Source organism: Cytophaga aurantiaca DSM 3654 (assembly GCF_000379725.1).
Taxonomy (GTDB): domain Bacteria; phylum Bacteroidota; class Bacteroidia; order Cytophagales; family Cytophagaceae; genus Cytophaga; species Cytophaga aurantiaca.
Window position 1 is genome coordinate 1 of record NZ_KB903622.1, and the last position, 25,222, is coordinate 25,222.

23 protein-coding genes are annotated in these 25,222 nt (G+C 37.5%); 7 read left to right on the top strand and 16 right to left on the bottom strand.

What is annotated here, in order from left to right:
* Positions 1–993 (top strand): T9SS type A sorting domain-containing protein (locus A3EE_RS19920; protein ID WP_033417463.1); only part of this gene is annotated, 993 nt, incomplete at its 5' end.
* A gap of 161 nt (positions 994–1,154) precedes the next feature.
* On the opposite strand, the gene A3EE_RS0102740 is transcribed toward A3EE_RS19920, so the two are convergent.
* From A3EE_RS0102740 to A3EE_RS0102765, 6 genes are all read right to left on the bottom strand, one after another.
* Positions 1,155–2,693, bottom strand: coding sequence for a YifB family Mg chelatase-like AAA ATPase (locus tag A3EE_RS0102740; protein WP_018341899.1), 1,539 nt, complete (start codon positions 2,691–2,693; stop codon positions 1,155–1,157).
* 9 nt (positions 2,694–2,702) lie between these two features.
* The gene (gene lpcA, locus A3EE_RS0102745; RefSeq protein WP_018341900.1) at positions 2,703–3,278 is read right to left on the bottom strand and encodes a D-sedoheptulose 7-phosphate isomerase; all 576 of its coding nucleotides are present in this window, start codon (positions 3,276–3,278) and stop codon (positions 2,703–2,705) included.
* A gap of 111 nt (positions 3,279–3,389) precedes the next feature.
* Positions 3,390–3,743 carry a hypothetical protein gene (locus A3EE_RS22045; RefSeq protein WP_018341901.1) on the bottom strand — a complete coding sequence of 118 codons (354 nt, stop codon included), beginning with the start codon at positions 3,741–3,743 and terminating at the stop codon, positions 3,390–3,392.
* A gap of 116 nt (positions 3,744–3,859) precedes the next feature.
* Positions 3,860–4,522 carry a phosphatidylserine decarboxylase family protein gene (locus tag A3EE_RS0102755; RefSeq protein ID WP_018341902.1) on the bottom strand — a complete coding sequence of 221 codons (663 nt, stop codon included), beginning with the start codon at positions 4,520–4,522 and terminating at the stop codon, positions 3,860–3,862.
* A gap of 97 nt (positions 4,523–4,619) precedes the next feature.
* Positions 4,620–5,468, bottom strand: a complete 849-nt coding sequence (locus A3EE_RS0102760) for a phosphatidate cytidylyltransferase (protein ID WP_018341903.1) — start codon at positions 5,466–5,468, stop codon at positions 4,620–4,622.
* The gene (locus A3EE_RS0102765) at positions 5,461–6,381 is read right to left on the bottom strand and encodes a CPBP family intramembrane glutamic endopeptidase (RefSeq protein WP_018341904.1); all 921 of its coding nucleotides are present in this window, start codon (positions 6,379–6,381) and stop codon (positions 5,461–5,463) included. The genes A3EE_RS0102760 and A3EE_RS0102765 overlap by 8 nt, the downstream gene beginning before the upstream one ends.
* Positions 6,382–6,449: 68 nt before the next feature.
* On the opposite strand from A3EE_RS0102765, the gene dusB reads away from it, so the two are divergent.
* Positions 6,450–7,439, top strand: a complete 990-nt coding sequence (gene dusB / locus A3EE_RS0102770; protein WP_018341905.1) for a tRNA dihydrouridine synthase DusB — start codon at positions 6,450–6,452, stop codon at positions 7,437–7,439.
* A gap of 62 nt (positions 7,440–7,501) precedes the next feature.
* On the opposite strand, the gene A3EE_RS19925 is transcribed toward dusB, so the two are convergent.
* Together A3EE_RS19925 and A3EE_RS0102780 are read right to left on the bottom strand one after the other, a co-directional pair.
* The gene (locus tag A3EE_RS19925) at positions 7,502–8,812 is read right to left on the bottom strand and encodes a sulfotransferase domain-containing protein (RefSeq protein ID WP_211208914.1); all 1,311 of its coding nucleotides are present in this window, start codon (positions 8,810–8,812) and stop codon (positions 7,502–7,504) included.
* Positions 8,813–9,055: 243 nt separating this feature from the next.
* A complete protein-coding gene (locus A3EE_RS0102780; protein WP_026209559.1) occupies positions 9,056–10,399 on the bottom strand; it encodes an arylsulfotransferase family protein in 1,344 nt (447 codons plus the stop codon).
* A 473-nt stretch (positions 10,400–10,872) separates the two neighbouring features.
* Between A3EE_RS0102780 and A3EE_RS0102785 the strand changes: the two genes are divergently transcribed.
* Positions 10,873–12,183, top strand: a complete 1,311-nt coding sequence (locus A3EE_RS0102785; protein WP_018341908.1) for a sigma-54-dependent transcriptional regulator — start codon at positions 10,873–10,875, stop codon at positions 12,181–12,183.
* Here the strand turns inward: A3EE_RS0102785 and A3EE_RS0102790 are convergent.
* Positions 12,171–14,585 carry an ATP-binding protein gene (locus tag A3EE_RS0102790; RefSeq protein ID WP_018341909.1) on the bottom strand — a complete coding sequence of 805 codons (2,415 nt, stop codon included), beginning with the start codon at positions 14,583–14,585 and terminating at the stop codon, positions 12,171–12,173. The two genes, A3EE_RS0102785 and A3EE_RS0102790, sit on opposite strands and share 13 nt — an antisense overlap.
* 203 nt (positions 14,586–14,788) lie before the next feature.
* Here A3EE_RS0102790 and A3EE_RS0102795 point away from each other — a divergent pair, with 203 nt between their 5' ends.
* Positions 14,789–15,301, top strand: coding sequence for a hypothetical protein (locus A3EE_RS0102795; protein WP_018341910.1), 513 nt, complete (start codon positions 14,789–14,791; stop codon positions 15,299–15,301).
* A 97-nt stretch (positions 15,302–15,398) separates the two neighbouring features.
* Here A3EE_RS0102795 and A3EE_RS0102800 read toward each other — a convergent pair whose 3' ends face one another.
* A complete protein-coding gene (locus A3EE_RS0102800; RefSeq protein ID WP_018341911.1) occupies positions 15,399–16,016 on the bottom strand; it encodes a hypothetical protein in 618 nt (205 codons plus the stop codon).
* A 177-nt stretch (positions 16,017–16,193) separates the two neighbouring features.
* Complete coding sequence (locus A3EE_RS0102805; protein WP_018341912.1) at positions 16,194–16,775, bottom strand: NifU family protein; 582 nt, start codon at positions 16,773–16,775, stop codon at positions 16,194–16,196.
* A 177-nt stretch (positions 16,776–16,952) separates the two neighbouring features.
* Here A3EE_RS0102805 and A3EE_RS0102810 point away from each other — a divergent pair, with 177 nt between their 5' ends.
* Both A3EE_RS0102810 and A3EE_RS0102815 read left to right on the top strand, forming a co-directional pair.
* The gene (locus A3EE_RS0102810) at positions 16,953–17,621 is read left to right on the top strand and encodes a FadR/GntR family transcriptional regulator (protein WP_018341913.1); all 669 of its coding nucleotides are present in this window, start codon (positions 16,953–16,955) and stop codon (positions 17,619–17,621) included.
* Positions 17,622–17,682: 61 nt separating this feature from the next.
* Positions 17,683–18,921, top strand: coding sequence for an MFS transporter (locus A3EE_RS0102815; RefSeq protein ID WP_018341914.1), 1,239 nt, complete (start codon positions 17,683–17,685; stop codon positions 18,919–18,921).
* Between the two features lie 142 nt (positions 18,922–19,063).
* Here the strand turns inward: A3EE_RS0102815 and A3EE_RS0102820 are convergent, their stop codons facing one another.
* From A3EE_RS0102820 to A3EE_RS0102830, 3 genes are read right to left on the bottom strand one after another with little or no spacing between them, the layout of a single operon-like run.
* Positions 19,064–20,305, bottom strand: a complete 1,242-nt coding sequence (locus A3EE_RS0102820) for a dicarboxylate/amino acid:cation symporter (RefSeq protein WP_033417473.1) — start codon at positions 20,303–20,305, stop codon at positions 19,064–19,066.
* A 22-nt stretch (positions 20,306–20,327) separates the two neighbouring features.
* Positions 20,328–21,410, bottom strand: coding sequence for a chorismate synthase (gene aroC, locus A3EE_RS0102825; RefSeq protein WP_018341916.1), 1,083 nt, complete (start codon positions 21,408–21,410; stop codon positions 20,328–20,330).
* On the bottom strand, positions 21,407–22,795 hold the full coding sequence (locus tag A3EE_RS0102830) for a hypothetical protein (protein ID WP_245553795.1): 1,389 nt from the start codon (positions 22,793–22,795) through the stop codon (positions 21,407–21,409). The genes aroC and A3EE_RS0102830 overlap by 4 nt, the downstream gene beginning before the upstream one ends.
* Before the next feature lie 161 nt (positions 22,796–22,956).
* On the opposite strand from A3EE_RS0102830, the gene A3EE_RS0102835 reads away from it, so the two are divergent.
* A complete protein-coding gene (locus A3EE_RS0102835) occupies positions 22,957–23,136 on the top strand; it encodes a hypothetical protein (protein ID WP_018341918.1) in 180 nt (59 codons plus the stop codon).
* Here A3EE_RS0102835 and queG read toward each other — a convergent pair.
* Together queG and ruvB are read right to left on the bottom strand one after the other, a co-directional pair.
* Entirely contained in the window at positions 23,133–24,077 is a 945-nt protein-coding gene (gene queG, locus A3EE_RS0102840; RefSeq protein WP_018341919.1) for a tRNA epoxyqueuosine(34) reductase QueG, read from the bottom strand. The genes A3EE_RS0102835 and queG overlap by 4 nt on opposite strands.
* Positions 24,078–24,080: 3 nt before the next feature.
* Positions 24,081–25,109, bottom strand: coding sequence for a Holliday junction branch migration DNA helicase RuvB (ruvB, locus tag A3EE_RS0102845; protein WP_018341920.1), 1,029 nt, complete (start codon positions 25,107–25,109; stop codon positions 24,081–24,083).
* Positions 25,110–25,222 lie beyond the last annotated feature (113 nt).

Here is a 25,222-nt window from a genome sequence, read left to right on the forward strand (position 1 = left end):
ACAAACGCAACGTATACTGCAGCTGCTTCTGGTTCCTATACGGTTGAAGTAACAAATGCAAATACGTGTAAAGCTACATCTGCTGCAACAACTGTTACGGTGAATACTTTGCCAACAGCAACGATAAATTTAAGTCCAGGGTCGTCGTGTCAGAGTTATTTATTAACAGCGAGTGGAGGGGGGACATCCTATAAATGGTTTAGCAATGGAAATGTGATCAGCGGAGCTACTAATTCTACTTTTGAAGCAGGGGCTGGCGGTTCATATTCGGTTGAAATAACAAATGCTGCTGGCTGTAAAGCTACATCATCTATTGTGCCGACTCCGGTGACAACAATAATAGCACCTACAATTACACCTTCAGGATCAACATTATTATGCGGGGGTGGAAGTGTAGTACTAACTTCCAGTACAGGTTCTTATTACCAATGGAATCTGAATGGTTCTCCGATTGCAGGTGCAACAAATGCATCTTACGCAGCAAGTAATACTGGACAGTACTCTGTCACAGTAATAGCATCCGGATGTAGCAGTACATCAATAAATGTACAGGTTACTGTAACAGGTACATTAACCTGGTATGCAGATGCAGATGCAGATGGAAAAGGAGATGTATCGGTTTCTACACAATCATGTACCCAACCGAGTGGCTATGTTTCAATTGCAGGAGATGCCTGTCCAAATGATGCCAATAAAATTGCACCTGGAAACTGTGGTTGCGGAGCGACTGAAAGCAGTTGTATCTCTACATCAACTCAATCTGCTTTGGCAACAAATATAAAAATGTATCCAAACCCGACTTCTGATAATTGTAAAATCGAATTAATCGGATTTGAATTTAGAGTTACCATCTATACAGCTTCCGGCATACAGCTTTCAAGTAATGAATATACAAACGAAGCCATCATTGGAAACGGCTTGCCTCAAGGAATCTATTTGATCCGCATCGAACAGGATGGGAATGTGGAGTTGAGAAAGTTGATAAAACAATAGGTAGTTTCCAGTTGCTAGGTACTAGTTTCTAGAAATGGAAATAGAATAGTAATGTATTTGACGACAAATAAATTAAACAAATACAAAAATAAAAAACGCAGTAGGGATATGTCTCTATTGCGTTTTTTATTGTCTAGAAACTAGTGTCTAGCAACTGGAAACTACCCCGCCCAGTTCTCTCTATCTAAGCTTCTGTATTGAATGGCTTCGGCGAGATGTTCGGTTAAAATAGTTTCTGAACCTGCTAAGTCAGCAATGGTTCTGGAGACTTTTAAGATGCGATCGTATGCGCGGGCAGATAAGCCTAAACGCTCCATCGCTGTTTTCAATAAAGCGTTTCCTGCACTACCGACTTCACAAATATCTTTTACCATTTGCGAAGGCATCATGGCATTGCAATGTACATCGTCAAACTTTTCAAAACGCTGCGTTTGTACTTCACGTGCCTGTATTACTCTGGCGCGTATTTGTTCACTGGTTTCGGTGCGGGTGTTCGCAACCATTTCATCAAATTTTACAGGAGTTACTTCAACATGCAAATCGATGCGATCCAGTAATGGTCCGCTTATTTTATTGAGATAGCGCTGTACAATTCCCGGTCCGCATACACATTCTTTTTCGGGATGATTGTAGTATCCGCACGGACACGGGTTCATGCTTGCAATAAGCATAAAGTTTGCTGGGTAGTCGATTGCAATTTTCGCACGACTGATTGTGACTGTACGTTCTTCCAGAGGCTGGCGCATTACTTCCAACACCGCACGTTTAAATTCCGGCAGTTCGTCTAAAAATAAAACACCGTTATGTGCTAAAGAAATTTCACCCGGCTGCGGAAAACTTCCACCACCTACAAGTGCCACATCGCTGATCGTGTGGTGAGGCGATCTGAAAGGTCTGCGCGTGATCAAGGATGTTTTGGATCCGAGCTTACCTGCTACCGAATGAATCTTAGTTGTCTCTAGTGCTTCGTGTAAAGAGAGGGGAGGAAGAATGGATGAAAGCCGTTTCGCTAACATGGTTTTGCCGGCACCCGGCGGTCCGATCATGATCACATTGTGCCCGCCAGCAGCAGCGATCTCTAAGGCACGTTTGATATTTTCCTGGCCTTGCACATGCGCAAAATCTGCTTCATAGACGGCAACCTGCTGAAAGAACTGACTGCGGGTATCAATGGTCAATGGTTCAATGTGAAGACGGTTTTCAAAAAAATCAATTGCCTCCATGATGTTTGAAACACCGATCACATCTAAGTTGTTTACAATAGCAGCTTCCTGTTCATTTTCCTTCGGTAAGATGAATCCTTTAAAGCCTTGCTTGCGTGCTTCAATAGCAATTGGCAGAACGCCTTTAATAGGCTTTATATCTCCATCTAAGGATAGTTCACCCATGATCATGTATTCATCCAGACGATCGCCGGAAATTTGCTCTGAAGCCGCCAGAATGCCTAAGGCAATAGGAAGGTCGTATGCAGATCCTTCTTTTTTAATATCTGCAGGAGCTAAATTGACAACAACTTTTTGTCTGGGCATGAAATACCCAAAGTTTTTCAGAGCAGCGTCTACACGCTGCTCGCTTTCTTTGATGGCACTGTCGGGCAGGCCTACCATATAAAATTTGTTTCCTTGATTGACTACTGTTTCAATGGTAACAGTAAACGCATTCACGCCATGAACGGCGCTTCCAAAAGTTTTTGCGAGCATAGCTGATTGTTAGAGCATAGATTGCTCAATCAGCAGAATTAGAATGTGAATGATTTTGATATGAACTTCCTGAACACGGTCGGCAAAACCAACATGCGGTACATTTACACAAACATCCGCCAATGGTAAAAGTTTGCCTCCATCTTTTCCTGTTAATGCAACCACAAACATTCCTTTGTTTTTAGCTTCTTTAACAGCTTCTAAAACATTTTCAGAATTTCCTGAAGTGCTGATTGCAAGTAATACATCGCCTTTGTTACCTAGTGCTTCCAGGTAGCGTGAAAAAACGTATTTGTAGCCATAATCATTTGCTACACACGACATGTGGCTTGAATCACTGATGGCAATTGCCGGCAGCGCTTTTCTGTTTTCTCTGTAGCGTCCTGTTAATTCTTCTGCAAAATGCATGGCATCACATGAAGAACCTCCATTGCCGCAAGAAATAATTTTCCCTCCCTTTTTTAAGCTTGCAGCAATTAGTGTTGCAGCTTCAGCAATGGAGTTGTTTTTTTTTTCCTGTTCAATGAAATTTCTTAAGACAGCTGAAGATTCTTCAAGTTCTTTTAATATGGTTTGTTCAATCATTATCTTTTCTTTTTCTGCTGGTTGAAGAATTAATAATACTACAAGTATAAAAAAAAAATGTCAGGATACAACCTGACATTTTAAGTACTTATCTTATGTTAAAGATAGAGATTAGAAATTATCATCCCAACCGCCATCGTCGTCTGCATCTACATCAAGATCGTCATCTTCGAAATCATCGTCTTCCACTTCATCTTCTAAATCGTCCGGATCAATTTCCTCTATTTTATCCCAGTCTTCAATTTCATCCTCATTGAAGTCGTCTTCATCAAAGTCATTGTCAAGGTCATCATCTTCCTCCTCCTCTTCAGAGTCCTCATCTTCATCTTCGTCTTTGATCGAGCCTTTAGCCTTGGCCAATACGTCATGTAATGCAATACCGTCAATACCTGATAATAATTCCTCTAAAGAAATTTTTTCTTCGACTAACGTTTCATTTTGTAGAGCATCTAAAGTTGTTTTCATATGTGCAACGATTCTTATTTTTTTATCTATTTATCAAATCTATAAATCGAAAAAGAAATTTTATAGTGTCTAACGAAATATTTTTTCTTTTTTCGAATAAAGTTTAAAATTCTTGTTTATGAATAAAATTCAGCTATTACAGTTTTACCTCCAACAGTCATTTGATCCAGACTTACATGAACTTTTGCGTCAAGTGGAATAAACAAATCTACGCGAGAACCAAATTTAATAAATCCAAATTCCTCGCCTTGCGTAACTTCAGAATTTTCTCCAATATACCACACAATTCTGCGAGCCAATGCACCAGCTATCTGACGCATTAATATTTGCTGATTGTTCTTTGTTTCAATAACGGTAGTAGTACGTTCGTTTTCCGTACTTGATTTTGGATGCCATGCAACCAGAAATTTCCCCGGATGGTATTTGAAAAACTTAACTACTCCAGATACGGGATTTCTATTGCTATGAACATTAAACGGAGACATGAAAATTGAAATCTGTCTTCTTTTTCCATTGAAATATTCAGATTCAACAACTTCTTCGATCACTACAACTTTACCATCTGCCGGAGCAATAATTTGTTTATCGTTTATTTCAATAACCCGGTTTGGGCTACGGAAAAATTGCAGTACGATTATAAAGATTAATAGAGAAATAGTCAAGACAATCTTTTGTAGAAGAAATGCTTCAGGGAAAAAATAGGAGATACTTACATTTAACACGCTTAAAAAAATTAAAACGTAAAATAATGATCTGTATCCTTCTTTGTGTATGGTCATGTTATTTTTAGGGGGTTATACCAACTGCAAATATAATAAAACAAAACAAACAGAACGAATGGATCAATTCTCTATTTGAAATATTTTTATATATGTTTTAAGCCACTATACTTAGATATAAATAGATGAATGGAATGGCGAAAATTAAGGCATCAAACCGATCTAAAAAACCGCCATGGCCTGGCAATAAGGTACCTGAATCTTTTACATTCAAGGTTCTTTTTATCATGGATTCTACCAAATCTCCCAAACTGCCTGATATGACAACAATCACACATAAGCCCATCCAAACAGGAATGGAGTAAATGCCATAAAAATAAGACAATAGGTATGTGAAAATCATGGCAGTAACCAAACCACCGATTGAACCTTCCCATGTTTTTTTAGGAGAAATGCGCTCAAATAATTTATGTTTACCAAGAGATTTTCCTACAAAATAAGCACCTACATCGTTTGCCCAAATTAAAAATAGTATTGCAAAAACAATTTCAAACTGATAAAAGTGATTCGGGACTCCCCATCTTACGCATCCGTCAGCAATTGGAGCCCAAGGAATAAGAGTTAACAAACCAAATGGAACAGCAACATACATAATTCCGAAAATGGTATATGCAACGCGGGCGAGAGGTTGTTCGTTCGTTGAAAATAATTCAATTAACATATAAACCATAAATAACAAGCATGGTGCCGCTATAAGTATTGGACTTAGATTGAAATTCAAGGCTTGAAGAACAAATAGCGTATATACCAAAATACTTCCTGCTATTCCTGCCGGAGCATTATTGGGAATGCCGCTTTTGGTAAGTAGTTGATGATATTCATAGCTGCTTAATATTGTTACAAGAAAAAATACAGCAGCGAAACTATAAAAGCTGAACCAAATTGCAATCAGCATAAATGCTGCGCCTATAACTCCTGTGATAATGCGTTGTAGTAAATTACTCATGGGTATTGGTTATGTAATTCGACAAATGGTTGTCGTATGTTTTTTTTCTATTGTATAAAATTGCAATACAAGCCGACAATGTTAAAAATACAAATACGTATGGAATTTCTTCACTTGATTCAGGATTGAAATTGCTGTACCCCTTTTTATACGTCATTAACAAAATAAGGGTTAAGGCGTTATTCGTAAAATGCATCAATATCGGCACAAGTAAAGAACCAGACCAAACGTACATATAGCCAAGTAAAGCACCTAATAATACTCTTGGGAAAAATCCCAAAAATTGAAAATGGATGAAGCTGAATATGCATGCAGTGATCCAAACGGAAAGGTGCACGTTCCTTGTTTGTTGAATCAATTCGCGCTGGCAGAAACCACGGAAAATAATTTCCTCTCCAATGGCAGGTATTATTGCAATGGCAACAAAACTCAGCGCAATGTCTGCAGGTGTATCAACACGTACAAATAACATGGTAAGTTCTCCTGCAAGTTTTTCGGTACTGCGCAACGATTTTTCAAGCGAACTTAACGATTCAGGCAAATGAATATTCTGATTCAGTTCAGCAAGAAGTGTGATGGATGGAAGGCTTAAGAGTAGTGCTGTGATGCCGAGTATAATGCTTAGACTGTCAAAAGGAATTCGTTTGTCCTGTATAAACGGGTTTGTATTTTCCTGTTTTGAAACTTTTAAATAGACTAGCGGTAAAAGAATAAAGCCAATTATTTTACCGATCATATCGCTGAATGCAACCGTACGGAATAAGTCGGGTAGCGTCTGTATAGATGTGATATTTGAATACGTTGAAATCGGGTGATTTCCAATTAATGGCAATAGTATTGCTGTGATTCCTTGTGCCAATATAAAATATGCAAATAATCTTAAAATGGTACCTAATGGTTGAATTGCCTGCATTCTGTTTAATTCAAATAGTTTTCTTAGCGATAAAGATGTAAATTTATGGAAAATAATCAGATACCAAGGTGGTAAAGATAGGCGATATTGAATTAGGTGAATTTCCGTTGCTTTTAGCTCCAATGGAGGATGTTAGTGATCCGCCGTTTCGTGCGCTTTGTAAGCAGCAGGGAGCCGATATGATGTATACGGAATTCATTGCTGCAGAAGGCTTGATCCGGGATGCAGCTAAAAGCGTTCACAAGCTTGATATCTTTGATTATGAACGCCCTATGGGTATTCAGATTTTTGGTGATAAGATTGATGTGATGTGCGATGCAGCAGCTATTGCTGAAGAAGCAGGTCCGGAGTTGGTGGACATCAATTTTGGTTGTCCGGTTAAAAAAGTTGCTTGTAAGGGCGCTGGATCAGGTGCCTTGCTGGATATACCTAAAATGGTGAAAATGACAGAAGAGATCGTGAAACGTTGTACGCTTCCGGTTACTGTTAAAACACGTTTGGGCTGGGATCACGATTCAATTCATATTGTTGATATAGCAAGAAGGCTGCAGGATGTTGGGATCAAGGCACTAACTATTCACGGACGTACGCGTCAGCAGATGTACAAAGGCGAAGCCGATTGGAGCTGGATCGCTAAAGTAAAAGAACAACAGGATATACATATTCCGATCTTTGGAAATGGTGATATTGATTCACCTGAAAAAGCATTGGAATATAAAAACAGATACGGCGTTGATGGCATCATGATCGGTCGCGCTGCAATCGGTTATCCATGGATCTTTAAAGAAGTAAAACATTTTTTTGCAACTGGCGAAAAACTTGGTCCGCCGGATATACGTGAACGTGTAGATGTATGCAAAAGACACTTGGCTTTTTCTGTAGAATGGAAAGGACCGAAAGAAGGGATTTTTGAAATGCGCATGCATTACACCAATTATTTCAGAGGTATACAGAATTTTAAACCATACCGCCAGCGCTTGGTTGAGGCAGGTTCGTACGAAGAGACGCTTGCAATATTAGATGAAGTAGCAGAGAATTTGTCGGAGTATGTGTTTTAGATGTATGAAAATTCTTTTTTAATATAAGCTTCATTTGATAAAAATCTGCCATTGAGACAGGCTTAAATAGGAGATTTTTTTGCTGCCAGCTTTTGATATAAGTCAAGACATTCCTGCTGTAGTACTTGATTTAACTCACCTTTATAAGAAGGAGTATTTTCGAATCTTTCCACCTTACTGATTGGGATTTTCAAACCAGTGAATTCTGATATTGCAGCAATAACCTTAACTGGGGTGTGTAGAAAATCTTCATATTGCACCAACATGCGGTTTGGATCATCTTCCAGATTCAAAATTACTTTAGAGTAATTGATCCATACATGGATCCAGTATTCTATGGTCTCAGGATTTGCATCAGCTGGAATATTCGTTGTAGCGAATTGGAAATACTTCAGGTTCATTCCAAATTCATGATGCGCCAGCCAGTTCATATATTCCAGCGTGAAAGGATCTTCCTGATGCAGTTTTGAAAAACGTTGGTGTTGTTTGAATAAGGAATAGGCGTGTTCTATCGGATGTCTGAAAAGGAAAACAACTTTAAAGTCTTTATTAAATGATCGAAGAGAACGATAGCGAAGAATAAAGTTGTTGTTTTTAGCAAGGTAAGTCGTTTCAGAATCTCTTTTTAATAATTGTTGATAGTGTAAATAGTTGTTATATGTTTTTTCATCTATGTTGTGTTCACTCAATGTTTTTTCCTGAATAAAGCCATCGTGTAAAAACGTTTTAAAATAAACTTCTTCTAATGCTTCAATTGTTGAATAACCGAATAGTACCTTATCGCCGTGTGCTCTTTCTTTAAGGTTTTTGTTGGTAGGGGAATATAGTTTACTCCATGCATTCGGGCTTAATGTAAAAGGCATGTTGGCATAACTCAACGAATGAAAAATTCCAGACTCATGCAACAAGGTTGTAAGCGCACTGGTTCCTGATCTGGCAAGGCCGGAGATGATAATAAAGTGCGGGTTGTTTTTTTGTTTTTTTGAAGAGAAGATTTTTTTTTCAAGAAAAAAAAGTTGTTTGGAGATATTTCCATTGTCTAAGATCATACGGTGCAATAACATGGATGTCTCTGTGTAATCTCCTTTGGTCTTAACAACAGAAAGTAATAGGAAAGGGGCTGTGCTTCCGATCAACATGGCTATGTAAGAGAGATAAGAAAAATCTAATTGTTCTAACTTTGCCCAATTAAAGTTGGTGTAGATTAAAAAAGGAAGTAAGGAGCAGGTGGAGATAATAAGGATAAGACTGAAGAAAATAAATAGAGAGAATAGAAGGTTTCCCAGATTTCGAATGAGTAACGATTGTTTCTGTTCATCAGTTGAGTGATTATCTAGAATGGTGTTGAGCATCGCCATCGTATGGAGTATCATACGAAAAATGAATGTTCTTCCTAGAACTAATCCAGTTGAAAGGATCAGTGAAGATAGAAAAACAAGTAGTAGTAAAATCATTTGTTTGATTTGCTAGAAAACAACCATCGGAAGAAATTTTTAATAGGTATCCATAAGATTAAACCGAAACTCAGGATAACAATTAAAAGGATGATGAGAACTAGAAGTATTGTTCCGATACCCAAGCCTGGTCCGATGTATAATAATGTACTTAGCATGTTATTAATAAGGTAATTGTTCGTAAATTCTTATCCAATTGAGTTGATAGATAAATGGTGAAGAAGGTACGTGCAGTATTTTTTTGAGCACAACCCCTGAATCATTTACTATAAATAGCTTTCCCTGATTTTGAGATTCAACAAAAATATTGTTGTTTTTCAGAAAAGTAAATCCGCCCTGGGTTTTGGTCTGGATTTTTTCGTTAATAAAATGATCTTTTAATAAGGTTTTAAATGTCGAATCCTTAAAGTTGTAAACGACAATTTCAGAACTGTTCATTGTATTGGATATACGAAAAGTGTCCTCAGGAGCATCGGGTTTATCTTTTACACGTTGTATGAAATTGTTATTAAAGATGGCAATTTCAGAGTCGGATATCACATCAACATCGTGTTGATTGATAAATTCACCAAAAATTAAACGGATAATTTTATTGGTAGATGGTCTGTATAAAAATACCAGAGAGCGATGTCTGATACTTATGAATACATCGCCCTTTTTCCAGTATGGAGAATCAGTTAGTACTGGCTGTATGTCATTTAGGTGAATAGGATCATTTGCGAATGCATTTGGATTGCTAAAACCGAATACGAAATTAGAGTAATGATTATCCCGTAAAATTTCTGTAATTCCTTTTTGAAATAATATTTTTCCGGTTTTAGAGTCGATTTGAATGATATAGTTTTCCTTGTATTTAAAGATAATCGATTCGAAGTTTTTAACGGCTTGTAACGTTATCTTGCCATTAGTATTGAGAGCAGAACCGCAGACCCAAACATTACTATCTGCGTCGAGTTCAAGTGAGTGATGATAGATGAACTCGTGATTTGACCAAAGTATATGCGAATTAGAATCAAGACGCACTAAGTTTGCGGATTCATCAGCGCTGACAAGGAGTGATTTGTTCGGAAGTATGATGCAATTTCTTGGACTGGTATTAGGGAAAAACCAAGACGTAGTTGACATGTCCAGATTTTTTTGGGAAAGTCTCCATTGAAAAGATGTAGAATCATTTTTTAGATTAAAAAGTCTGATTTCCCACTCTTCTTTAGCTGCATCCCAAAACGAGTTAAGCGCGTAAACAGGGTAAGTAAGTTTGTTTACTTCCTGAAAAGAGGAGTCAGCTTTTGTATATGTTGGAGGTATTCCTGCTAACTCGTCTGATGTAAGTGTTTTTGTTATAAGATCAGGGAATTGGGAAAAATCAGTTAGATATCCGGCTAGTAAACCAGACTTTCTACCATCAATTGCCGCATTATATACCATATTACTGAAGTAAGATAGTGCAAAGAGGCAGACAACTACCAGGCTGGCTCTTTGCACTATCTTATTTATTGATGATTTCATTAGATCTACTTAATAGTACAGATTAAACGTAATTTTAAAACTACTAAATTTATTTAAAATGTGTTCTTTAATTAGACGATCTCAACACGAAAATTGTAGAATTTTCGTGTTTTTCCCCTTGGCGATTCAATTTATTGTTTTTAAACGTATCTGTTTTAAAAAAATGTCCTATGAATTGTATTATGCACATATATTGTTTTATAAAAAAGGAAGTGGCTAATTTCACTCCCCCTTTTTTATATGAGTATGTCCCGTCCTAGGATGGAACAGTAACGCCTAAGTGAAAGATTGAATGCTTAAAGTTTGATTTAATAACAATATCTTTTTTAATAATCAGAATTTCCTGTATGTAAGGTAACTCCAGCGTTTGTATCTGTAGTATATTAAGTATCTCCGCCTCCTGAATGTTAGCTTTTAACTATATTCTTCGATATATTGTATATAGAAGAATATAGAATATACCTCACATTATTTTGGAAAAGATACTAATCATAGAAGACGATATTTCGTTACGGAACATTCTTGAAAATTTCCTTCATAAAAATAAATTTGAGGTAATTACAACCGATAGAGGTAAAGCCGGACTGGAAATAGTAACTTCTCAGGACATCGATTTTGTACTCCTGGATTTGAGATTACCGGATAGTAATGGAATTGAAATTCTGCAAGCCATTAAAAAAGTACATGCGCATATTCCTATTGTTATCATGACTTTTTATGATGATGTGCGTTCTGCAGTAATGGCAATAAAATCCGGTGCACGGGATTATCTGACTAAACCGATTAATCCTGAAGAATTACTTAGCTTATTGAAGCCTGCTGCAATACTCAATAAAAATACAGAGATCTGTAAAGAAGAATTTGTTAAAGGTAAAAGCCATTTATTTGAATCCGTACTTGAACATGCGTCTCTGGTAGCTCCTACAATGCTTTCTGTATTGATTACCGGTGAAAGCGGGACGGGAAAAGAAGAGCTGGCAAAATATATTCACTCAAACAGTTTACGCAAACATAAGTCATTTGTAACAGTCGATTGCGGCTCTATTTCAGAAGAATTATTCGGTAGTGAATTTTTTGGACATATAAAAGGGGCGTTTACAGGAGCAATAAACGATAAGCCTGGACTACTAGAATCTGCAAATGGCGGAACCTTGTTTCTGGATGAACTTGGAAACCTGACGTATGAAAATCAGATCAAATTATTAAGGGTATTGCAAGAAAGGAAGGTAAAGCGTATTGGCGCTACGAAAGAAATTGAACTCGATATCCGATTGATTGCAGCAACGAATGAAGAAATCATTTTGTCCGTACAGAAAGAAAAATTCAGAGAAGATTTATATCACAGGCTAAATGAGTTTAAAATTCATGTGCCAGCGTTAAGAGATCGTAAAGAAGACTTAAAAGAATTGACACAGCATTTTATATCAAAATCCAATACGGAGTTTAATAAGCATGTCAAACAATTTTCTGATACTTGTTTTAGAGTGTTGGCCCATTATGCTTTTCCCGGTAATATTCGTGAGTTGAAAAATGTAGTTCGTCGTGCCGTACTTCTTGCCAAATCGGATGTTATTGGTACGGAAGAACTACCGCAGGAGATGTTTCAGGCGCAATCAGTTTCTGCAGACACTGTAGATCTTAAATCATTACAGGAACAGCAGGAAAAGGATACAATTATTAAAGCATTAAAAAAGACCGGAAACAATAAGAGTGAGGCTGCACGTATTTTAAATATTGACCGCAAAACACTTTACAATAAATTGAAATTATATCAACTCGAATAAAACGTTTTCCAGTGTTTATATAAGTCGGTGGTACTAAGATAAAGTGTTTCATTGTTTTTATGCACGGAGTAGGTACTTTCTATTTTTTGAATCTGTTTGATCTCATCCCATTGAGCCAGATATCCGAATGCAGTTTTTATCTGATGTAGAAGCGATTCTATATTTACATAATCCTTATTCTGAAGTGCAATTTTCAATAAATGCAATTTGTCAATTAACGATTTCCTATGAATATCTTCAGATGCATCATGGAATTTGGTAGCATTAGTTGTTCTAATTCCAGAATCAGAAATAATAGATAGAATTTCTTCAATTGAATATGGTTTTGCAAGTGTAGCATAATTTAACTCTTTAAGCTGTGCTAAACGATCATGATCTGCACTCATAAAAATAATTTTTGTATTGGCTGCCACAAACGGAATGATTTCTGTGCCCATGGATTCATGAATATATAAATCGCATAAGACAATATCGGGTATTGTTTGCTCTAAAATTGTTTGTGTTTCTTCTAATGATCCTGCTACATATACATGTGTAACATATCTGGATAATAGTTGATGTGTATAAAGTAAATTATAATTATCATCATCAACCAGTAAAATAGAGACATTCAGATGTTTATATACATGAGGTGATTTTTCCTGTATGTGGGGTGATTTTTCAAACAGAATATCGAATGAAAAAGAAGTTCCTTTGTTTTCTTGCGAAAGAATAATGAACTCAGAAGAAAAAAGTGCAAGTGTTTTTTTCGTAATCACCAATCCCAAACCCGTTCCTCCAAATAGTCGACCAGTTGCTGTGCTGAGCTGGTTATATTCATCAAATAGTTGATCTAACTTATTGGCAGGAATGCCGATGCCGGTATCCGATATTTCAAAACGGATCTGTATGTATTTTTCGGTATCTAGAAAGGTTGAAACGGTTAAACGTACATCACCGTTTTCAGTAAACTTGATTGCATTACTTAATAAATTATACAAAATCTGTTTTAATCTAAAACCATCTGATAGGACAAACAGATCATCAGGCAGGTCTGAGTTGTGCAAGTAATTTATTTTTTTATCCTGAGCCTGCATGCTTAAACTCTCAAATACATCCTCTATACATACCTTCAGATTAAATGAAATGTGTTCAAGTTCTAATTTTCCGGAATCAATTTTACTTCTGTCAAGCAGCAGATTAATTGTTTGAAGCAAATGAGTCGATGATTTTTTTATTATTTCACTATAATGATGTGTTTTATCAGGCGCAGATTTATTTTGTTGATACAGCAAATCTGAAAATCCAATAATGGATTGCAATGGAGTTCTTAGCTCATGTGCCATCATGGATAAGAATTGAGATCGATTATTTGCCAGATTCTGATAATTCTGTTTTTCCAGAATGAGCTTTTCCTCATAGCGTTTGATGCGATATGTGTCCATGATCAATAATATGTACAAACAAATACAGGTAAATAAAATAAATAGAAAAATCCAGAATATCTGGTTGATGGTTTCATTGCTGATATTTTGAATAGCAGTAATGTTGATCAATGCATCTGCCTGCTCTTGTTTCTGTATGTTTTTAATTTGGTTGAAAATTCGATTCCGAATGAAAAAATCTTTTTCTATAACTGCAAGCCTTTTTAAATTAACGATGGTGTCATGTTGCATCTTTTCCTGCAGTACATTTTTTACTTGCGCCTTATCCACTTTGTTGAACGCCTCTAGTTTTACAAGAGTGTCTGTAAATACGGTGTCCTGTTCTTTATATGTGTAGGAATAAAGTTGCAAGGCCATATTTTCAGACGAGTCTACAACCAAATCTACTTCTTCTTTTTTGTCAAACATTTTTTTGACTTTGGATACCAATCCCCGGCGCTGCTCATTATTGAAAGGGATTTTCTTTATAATAACCAATGAGTCGTGAATAATTTTTTCATTATGAATCTGAGTAGAATAAAGTGTGGTATCCTTTGATTGATCTACTAGTTTGCTGATGACCAAAATATCAGGCTTATCGTTGTTTAATTTGATAAGCTCTTTATTTTCCTCTAGTTTTTTATTCCACCATATTTGAATGGTATCTATCTGCCGTGTTTTAAAAGTATCTCCGGAAATATAATTTCGATACATTTTAAAAAGCTGATTAACACTGTCTGCAGATTTATTGTATTTGTGAATGTATGCTTTCTGTTTGGTAATGGTATATAATCGTAAAAACTGGTCTGTATTGTTAGTCTGATCGGAGAGGTTGCTTAATAATTTTATTTTTTGATCCGGATATTGAAATTCTTTTACACTTTCACGCAGAGATGTGAATGCATTATGCCCAAAAAAACAAATAGAACAAATACCAATAATCCCGATAATTAATAGCAACGTTAATTTTATTTGAACTTGATTTTCTCTCCACTTCATCGCATTAAAATATAGAAATAAAATGTAAATGTATTTACGACTTTTTTAGTTTGTGTAACATGTGTAGCATGTTTCTACAGGTCTGTAGAATTTTTCTACACATATTTACAATGGTATTTTTGTAATGCGTTGGTTGTGATATTTTTAAATACTTGGCACCATTTTGATTGTAATGGAAACATATTAACTAAAACAATTTAAGTATGATCAAGACATTATTTACAATTGCAGTAGCAGTATTAAGCACGAGTGCTATGGCACAAACGGATTCTGCTAAAATTAAAATAAAACAAGACACAATCAAATCAAAAGAAACCGGAGCATTCATAATGAATGGAAAAATGATGGCTTTTGGTCCGCAAGCTGACAGTACGAAAGCAAAAACAAAATCAAAACCTGCTGCGAAACCGGATACATTAAAGACGGGTTCGTTGAAATCATCCGCTTTATTTTATGCAATGAGTCCGCAAACAGATTCGTTGAAAGCAAAACCAAATTCAGTGGATACTGTCAAAACAGGATCAAAATATGCAACTGTATTGGATGCGAACGCATTTGTTGCGTACAATTCAGAAGATGGCCCGCAGACGGATTCTACAAAAACGAAACCCGCATCTATTAAGCCGGATACTTCTACAACAAAGCCTGTAGATAAAAGAACTGGTGCAATTCAGATTGACAGATCTTTATTGAAAAATGAAATCTTAAAAGCTTAAATAAATATATTTCTAACCCAAGTTTCCTTATACTAAAAAGCCTTTCTGAAAGTGATTTCAGAAAGGCTTTTTAGTATAAGGGTTTAAATAAGGAGCATTAATGATCTTGCTCCTTTCTTTTTTGTTTGTAGATTATATATGCATCTATGATTGTTAGAGAACTTATGCATAGTATGCAGATCCAATAGCCCCATAATATTTCATAAGCAAATAGTGCATACGGACTTGCAATGAATAAAAATCCCGTTGCACAAATTTCCAGAAGTAAAAATATTTTTACAGCATTCTTATCTATTAATTTTGCCAACAACCCAAGTAGTAATAGTATGAAGGTTATGGTTGTAGCAAAAAGGGAAACAAATTGAATTGTATTAACAATGGTAGCAAGGCCAGTATACGTGCTAGATGCAGGCATTAATAGCGGTTTCAATATAGGGTATTTTTTAATGATTTTTTTAGAGGAGAATTCTTCTTCATCACTTGTAGATGTCTCTGTAATGGTATCGGCTGAAATTATTTTTACAGTGTCCAAAGAGTAGCTTTTTTGTGAAATAGAATCTTCTTTTTTAGGAACAATAGGAACAACTACAGCAGTACTATCTACATATGCATTCTGGGGTTTTTTATCGCTACAGCTGTCGTAAAAAAACGGCAATAAGAAACAGCACATTGTAATCCAATGCAGATGAAAAGAGCAGTTCTGAATTTTTTTCATGTGATTGAAAATTTTGGATAGAACGTAGTGTCGTTTTAAAAAGTATTAAGTACAGAGTATAGAGTACTCAGTACAAAAAAGGGAAAGAGACTTTTACACCTCTTTCCCTTTTAATATGAATGACCAGTTAGATAATTTTATAGTCTAAGTACTCTATACTCCGTACTTAATACTCCCTTACACTCCTTCTGCAACCACTTCGGTTACTTCCGGAACCATGCGTTTCAATAGATTTTCAATACCTGATTTCAATGTAACGGTAGAAGAAGGGCAGCCGCTGCAAGAACCTTGCAACTGAACTTTCACCACACCATCAATGAATGATTCAAAATTGATTGCTCCGCCATCCTGTTCAACAGCCGGACGGATGTATTCATCTAATACTACTTTTATTTTTGTTACCACTTCAGGCTCGCCTTCTACCGGTGCAGTATGGGATACAGGTTTATGCGTTTCTTTGAACAAAGGTTTTCCTTCTTCGATATATCCTTTGATTAGGGATTTGATCATGCCGCTTACTTCATCCCATCCCATGCCTTCAGACTTTGTAACAGTAATAAAGTTTGCAGCCATGAATACACGTTTTACAAAATCAAAACGGAACAGATCCAACACCAACGGGCAGGATTCTGCTGTAGATGCCGAAGGGAAATCTACGCTTCCTTCTTCAATCAGTGTTTTATCTGTAATGAATTTTAATGTATTTGGGTTGGGTGTATATTCTGTATAGATTTCTACAGTTGTGTGTTTATTTTCCATGATATTCAATTCTTTAGTCTCTAAACACCTCATTTTGCAAAGAGGTTCTGTAAAGGTACAAATTTTAGTTGCGAGTTGCTAGTTTCTAGCGGTAAGACAAAAAGTGCTCAAAAAGACCATATTGTAATTGTAGATATTAAAATTAAAACCTACCTTTAAAATTCATCAGATGATATTATGAATTATTCCTCCGAAAAAATAGAAGTCGTAAAGTTAGCGGATCAGGTTGCTGCTAAGCTGCAACAGCTTATTGCTTCGGGCGAGTATAAGAAAGGCGATAAAATACCAACCGAACCGGAATTGATGGCGCGTTTTGGTGTTGGTCGTTCAACCGTAAGGGAGTCGGTGAGGATACTGGCAAATGCCGGTCTGGTGACTGTACAGCAAGGGAAGGGAACATTTGTTCAGGATGCGAATGTGGTGACGGAGCCGCTACATCAGCGACTGCGAAGAGCAAATACCAAAGAATTGAATGAAGTTCGGCATATGCTTGAGATAACAATGGTTCAGAAGGCAGCTGAAAACCGAACGGAGAAAGAAGTAAAACAAATGCGTACGTTGTTAAGTCAACGTAAGAAAGCAATCGAAGAACAGGTTCAGGAAGAATGCTTAAGCGCAGATATTGCATTCCACGTTGTGATTGCAGAAGCTTCTAAAAATCCCGTACTGATTGATCTGTATAAAACCTTTGCAAAAGTGATCAGCGATTATTTCCAAACGGAATATCCCGACACCAAAGCATACAAGCGGTCGCAGGGATTACACGAAAAACTCTGTGAAGCGATTGCAAACAAAGAATCAAAGAAGGCCGGAGAATATATGTCTCAGATCTTGAGTCTGGATTAAAAAAATTTCAATTAAATCATCAGATGATAGGATGAATTAAATCAATAAAACAAATACAATTATGGAAAATGAAAATGAAGTAGCAGAACGGGAGATAGGCCAAACGATTCAAACAACGGTATATCCCATCCTTTTTGCAATCAGTGGTGCACATTTATTAAACGATCTGATTCAACAGTCGATCCCGATGATGTATCCGGTATTTAAAGAATCGTTACAACTCAGTTTTACACAAATCGGGTTGATTACGTTTGTGTTAAACGTTACTGCGTCGCTGCTTCAGCCAGCAATTGGTTTGTATACGGATGTAAAACCTAAACCGTATTCGTTGCCGATCGGTATGTGTTTTACCTTGGTCGGAATTATTTCGTTGTCGTACGCAACGAATTTCTATCTGGTCCTGGCGTCGGTGTGTGTGGTTGGTATCGGTTCTGCAGTATTACACCCGGAATCTTCACGCGTTGCTTATATGGCATCCGGAGGTTCGAAGAAAAGAGGGCTTGCGCAATCCATCTTCCAGATCGGCGGAAACACCGGTAGTGCGATAGCACCGTTGGTTGTAGCATGGTTGATTGCGCCTCAAGGGCAGCATGGAATTATTTATTTAACGGCATTTGCGGTACTTGCAATTGTTATTCAATCGCGGGTATCGATATGGTATAAAAACTATTTAACAAACAGAAGTAAAAAGAAGGCAGCATCTTCTGATGAACATAATTTATCCAGAAAAAGAGTGATTGGTGCATTAACGATCTTAGTGGTATTGATCTTTTCGAAGTTTGTATATGTATCAAGCATCACAAGTTATTACACCTTCTACTTGAATAAAACGTTTGGTTTAACAGTAGAACAATCGCAATTCTATTTGTTTATCTTCCTTTTGTCTATGGCCATAGGTACTTTCCTTGGTGGACCGATCAGCGATCGTTTCAACAGAAAGCATGTGATCTGGTTTTCTATCTTAGGAACTGCACCGTTTGCCTTATTATTGCCGTTTGCAAATTTATTCTGGTCGGGAATATTGTGCGTAATGATCGGCTTGATCTTGTCTTCAGCCTTTTCGGTAATACTTGTGTATGCACAGGAATTAATGCCGGGCAAGATTGGTATGGTGTCGGGCTTGTTCTTCGGACTGGCTTTTGGTATGGGCGGGATCGGTTCTGCAATCTTAGGATTTGTAGCAGACAAAACGTCGATTGAATATGCATTTCAGATTGCATCCGTACTTCCTTTGTTGGGGCTGGTTGCAGGGTTTTTGCCGAATCTTAAAAAGGAAATGGAAGCAGGGAAGTCAATGTAGTTGTAGTTTAGTTTAGATTTTAAGCTCACTCTTATTTAGGGTGGGCTTTTTTTATTTATAAAATTTAACCGCAAAGGACGCAAAAGGAAATATTAAAAATGAGTTGTAAGTATAGAAACTCATACTGACAACTGACCACTGTTTACTGGCCACGCTTATCCTCCATCCCCGAAACGGCAATCGCGCCACAGGCATCACCCGCAACATTGATAACCGTGCGGAACATATCCAATAAACGGTCCGGAGCCATAATGAGTGCGATGGCTTCAATCGGAACATGGATGGCATCTAATACAATGATCAGCGTAATCATGCCTGCGCCAGGAATGCCAGCAGCACCTACAGCAGATAACGTTGCAGTTAACGCAATGATCACCATTTGTCCGACTGTAAGATCAATACCTGTAGCCTGTGCAATAAATACGGCTGCAATGCTTTGATATAAAGCAGTGCCGTCCATATTGATGGTTGTGCCAAGAGAAAGAACAAAATCAGAAATTTCTTTTTTAATGTTAAAGCCGTTGGAAACACGCTCCATGGTAACGGGTAACGTTGCGGCACTTGAACTCGTAGAGAATGCCATTAAAAATACCGGCTGCATGGTTTTGAAAAATCTTCCGTAGGTAATTTTTGAAAACAAGCGAATGATAAACGGGTACAGAATAAATAAGATCACCGCTAAACCAGCAATTACAGTAAGCATATAATAAAGTAAGGATAAAAATACACTTACATTGAAACTGATGGATGCGATCAATGCAAATACACCAATAGGTGCGATGAGCATAACCAGCATTACCAATTTCATAAATGTTTCATTTAAGCCTTCTATAAACTGTATAACGATGTCTGATTTGGATACATCTACTTTAGATAAGGCGATACCGAATAAAATAGAAAATATTACAACCTGCAGCATCATGCCGTTGTTGCTCATGGCATGGAAAATATTATTCGGGACCATTTCCGTTATCATATCCATTGCACCGCCTACACTTTGCTGTGCTTTGTCTATCAGTCCGGTTGTTTTTTCCTGATAGGATGAAAGTAATTCTGTTTTTGTTTTTTCGGGAATAGCAGATCCTGGTTTGAACACACTGGCAAGCGTCACACCAAGAAGGGTAGAAGTTAGGCAGGTAATAGTAAACAAGGCAAGTGTGCGTCCGCCGATGCGGCCAAGTTTATTGATATCCCTTAAACCGGCAATTCCACTGATAATCGATGTGATGATCAGTGGAATTGCCAGCATTTGAAGTGATTTAATAAAGACCGTTCCGAATGGTTTGATGTAACTTTGTGTCCATGCTGCACCTTCCGTAGTATAACTCGCAGCAATGCTCCATGCTATACCCAGCACCATACCTGCAAGTATTTTAACATGCATGGGAATCTTTTTATTTTCCTTTTCAGTCAAAACGTATGGCTTTGTTTCTTAAATAAAAATCAACCATAACGATTGCTGCCATTGCTTCCACAATTGGCACTGCACGAGGTACCACGCATGGATCGTGTCTGCCTTTGCCACTTACAGTAACCGTTTCGCCTTTATCGTTGATGCTTTCCTGGTCGATCATAATGGTTGCAACCGGCTTGAATGCAACGCGGAAATAAATATCTTCTCCGTTGCTGATACCGCCTTGTATACCACCTGAATGGTTTGTTTGTGTGCGTACCGTGCCATCTTCGTCTGCATAGAATTTATCGTTGTGTTGTGAGCCGAATAGTTCCACACCTTCAAATCCGCTGCCGTATTCAAAACCTTTTACAGCATTGATGCTTAACATGGCTTTGCCAAGTTCTGCATGCAATTTATCAAATACCGGTTCGCCTAAACCTACGGGAGATCCTTCAATCACGCAGCTTACAACGCCACCAACCGTATCTTTATTCTTACGCGTTTCATCGATGAAGGCAATCATTTTTTCAGCAACTTCATCATCCGGACAACGAATGATGTTTGTTTCTGCATTCGGAATGTTTAATGCTTTGTAATCTGTTGTCAATTTCAACGGACCTACCTGCGAAACGTATGCCTGAATTTTAATATTTGCTTTTGCTAAAATTATTTTCGCTAATGCTCCTGCAGCTACACGTGCAAGGGTTTCACGGGCAGAGCTTCTGCCGCCGCCACGGTAATCACGGAAACCATATTTTTCCTGATAGGTATAATCTGCATGTGATGGACGATAGCGATCTGCAATGTGCGAATAATCTTTGCTGCGCTGATCTGCATTGCGCACCATCATAGCGATCGGGGTACCTGTAGATTTACCTTCAAACACACCGGATAAAATTTCTATCACATCGTCTTCCTGACGTTGTGTAACAATTTTAGATTGTCCCGGTTTTCTGCGAGCCATTTCTGATTGAATAAATGCTTCGTCGATTTCGATATTAGGCGGACAGCCATCTACTATAACTCCGACAGCATTACCATGAGATTCTCCAAAGGTGGTAATGCGAAATATTGTGCCGTATGTATTGCTCATTTTTTTATTACAAGAATTGCGGTAACTACTAACATAATCAAAATAATCAGGTTCGCCAAGTAGTTGAACAAATCATTCTGATTGGTTTTAAATAAGGTATTGTTCGTTTGATAATTATATCGATTATAAAATTCGTCGTTGGTCAGCATGGCATTGCTTTCCGTGATGCGGTCTCCATAAACAGTCAGTACAGATTTGGGATGTATCGTATCGTATTTTTGTTTTGAAGGATTGAAATATACATATCGAAATGCATCTGCTAACTCATATTGTCCGCTGCGTAAGGGATTGATCTGAAACTTAAATTCTTTACGCACACGCCACTGGTCAGTATCAATCACGCGCAACGAAACAATTTCTTCTCCCATCAATTCAATATCGGAAGAAACAAATTCAAAATTGCCTATGGAAGTAAGGTCTGTATTGGTTTCCAGCACAATCGATAAATACGTTGCCTGTCCATTGCGGATACGTTTCGTATCGAGATAGTCTTTGATGTAAAACAATCCAACAGGAACTATTTTTGTAGAAGTTGTAGCGGGCAAAGCTTTTACTTTTATTGAAATGCTTTTTTCTTTTAGAAGTATTTTTTCAGGAAGCCGAACAATGCCTTCCTCATTTGTTCCCCTTTTATACCCATAAACATACCATTCGGTAGCAGGAATAATGATTTCGCCCGACTTTTGAGGAAAGAGAAATTGATCAATGACTGTGAGTTTTAGAAATTCAATATTGTCTTTGGTAATGGTGTCACGTTCGAATGTATTTGATAAATCCTGGTCCTGTATAAGGCAATTATTATTTTTGATTTTCTTTTTAAGCAGTTCTTTTTGCTCATGACTATTGACGAAGGTAAACGGAATCGTATTGTCGATAGGTATTAGCAGGTAGCCCTTGATATGAATAGGCTGCATGGGATACAATTCTTTTGTTGAACTTGTTACATGCCATTCAATAGAAGGAGCATCAAATTGTAATTTTGTTTTTCCGATCCACGGCTCTGCAGGTGGTTCTGTTGGGTTGTCCGAAAGTTCAGACAATACCGAAACGGTAAAAGAAGGATTGGTAAACGTTTTATTTTTAGTTTGAATACTTATTGCGGGAACATTTTTGGTTCCGGGTTTTATGGGTTCATACCATTGAGTGATCGTATGAGATTTATCTACACCTTCTTTATCGTCAAAGTAGGTATGAGACTTCACCATATCTGCGATATCCGGGAATTGATAACTTTTATAGGCGTTGTATTCTTTCTTTGCATCCTTTGAGAATGTAATAGATATACTTAAAAAATCATTTTTATGTAAGGTGGTATTATTGCATTTAAAAGAAATAGTTTGACTATTTGAAGAATAGCAAATTGCCAGTCCAACAAATAAGGCCAAAGCCAGTCTATTTATTTGATTTAAATTCAATATCTGATGATTTAGAGGTGATTTTATACAAAAATGACAAATAAACCGGATAAATAGTTGAGAGGTTACAACCTTTCATGTAATATTAGCGTAATAATTTAAAGTTTTCACCAAAACACCTATTGGGCTATATGTTAAATTATGCAAAATTTATTCTTGAGAAAGTAAGCTTTGATCAGCAGCTTTTTGAGAAGGAATTGATTAAACATTTGAGTGAATTGATTGTAGAAGAAGTTGTAGAGCTAAGAAATTGGTGCTACGAACATTTTGGGCATAAGCACGAATTGGTTTTGAAGCGTTGTTTTGCTTAAGAATCTTTTTTTATAAATGTCAGATTTCTGGAGAGCCCTTCGATTTTGGTTCTTTTTATTGCTGAGTCTTTAAAAAGGATATTGAATACTTCTTTAGTGATTTCTTTTAAAGGCATTTCAAAATATTTTTTGAGTTCTTCCGAAGGGGAGAACTCATTTTTTTTGATAGGGGTGGCAAAACTGTTCCAGGGACAAACTTCCTGACAGATATCACAGCCAAAAGCCCAGCCTTGCATCTGCTCTTTAAACTCAGGCGGAATCTGCTCCTTCAATTCAATGGTTAAATAAGAAATGCATTTGCTACCATCTACCTGATACGGCTCTGTAATGGCGTTAGTCGGACAGGCGTCAATACAGCGTGTACAGGTTCCGCAATAATCTTTGATCGGTCCGTCGACATCCAGCTCCAGATCAATGATCAGTTCGCCGATGAAAAAGTAGCTGCCGGAATCTTTCGTAATAATGTTGCTATGCTTGCCAACCCAGCCTAAACCGCTTTGTTTGGCCCAGGCTTTATCCATCACCGGTGCGGAGTCAACGAATGCTCTGCCGTTCACTTCACCTATATGTTTGGTAATGTACTGCAACATTATTTTAAATTTATCTTTCAAGACATGATGATAATCTTTGCCATATGCATAACGGGAAATTTTTACATCGCCTTCTGAAAGGGTAGTATCTTCCGGAGCTGGAGTATAATTCAGCAATACCGATACAACGGATTTTGCTCCGTCTACTAATTTCCGGGGATCTAACCGTTTGTCGAAATAATTTTCCATCCACGACATGGTGCCGTGTTGGTTGCGGTTGAGCCAGGATTCAAGGCGCGGTGCTTCTTCTTCTAAAAATCGGGCTGTAGAAATGCCGCAGTAATCAAAGCCCGCTAGTTTTGCAGCTTCTTTAACAATACGCGTGTTGTGCGATGTCTGCAAAGAAGCCATTTCTTATTCAAATAAAGTACCTGATTGTGCCGGCGGTGTGCGTTGCAAATGCTTGTATGCAAGTGGTGTAACCTCTCTGCCTCTGGATGTACGTTTCATGTATCCTTCCTGAATTAAAAAAGGTTCGTACACTTCTTCAATGGTTTCGGCTTCTTCGCCTACAGCAGTAGCAATCGTTGACAGACCAACCGGTCCGCCTTTGAATTTATCAACGATGGTTGTAAGGATGCGGATATCCATATCATCCAAACCGTTGTGATCTACATTCAATGCATTAAGCGCCATACGTGCAATCTCCAGCGTAATGGTGCCATCGCCTTTGATCTGAGCAAAGTCTCTTGTACGTCTTAATAAATTATTTGCAATACGAGGAGTACCTCTGCTTCGGCGGGCAATCTCGTATGCTGCTGTTTCAAGAATCGGTGTATTTAAGAGATCTGAAGAGCGTTGAACAATCTGAGTAAGTAATTTTGCGTCGTAATATTCTAAGCGTGCATTGATGCCAAAACGTGCACGCAGGGGAGAGGTAAGCAAACCCGCACGTGTAGTAGCACCGATGAGAGTAAACGGATTCAAGCCGATCTGAATGCTTCGGGCATTAGCACCCGAATCCAGCATGATATCAATTTTATAATCTTCCATAGCAGAGTATAAATACTCTTCTACCACAGAATTCAAGCGGTGAATTTCATCGATAAACAACACGTCGTTTGTTTGCAGATTGGTAAGCAAACCTGCCAGATCGCCCGGTTTTTCCAATACAGGGCCCGAAGTGATCTTTATATTCGAATTTAATTCGTTTGAAATAATATTTGAAAGTGTTGTTTTGCCCAGTCCCGGAGGTCCATGTAGCAATACGTGATCCAAGGGTTCGCCGCGTTGTTTAGCCGCACTGACAAAAACTTTTAGATTTTCGAGTATTTTATCCTGTCCGGCAAAATCATCAAAAGAAAGCGGCCGCAATGCCCTTTCAATCTCCTTCTCACCGGGAGTAAACTGTTCGTCGTCTGATTTTAAATAGTCTTCACGCATTGGTACAAAGATAATGAGTTTTAGGTGTAAAGTTTTAAGTTCTAAGATGATTCTCTTAAAACTTATTACATAGAACTTAAAACATAGATTCTTAAATGAACTTCCTTTTGATT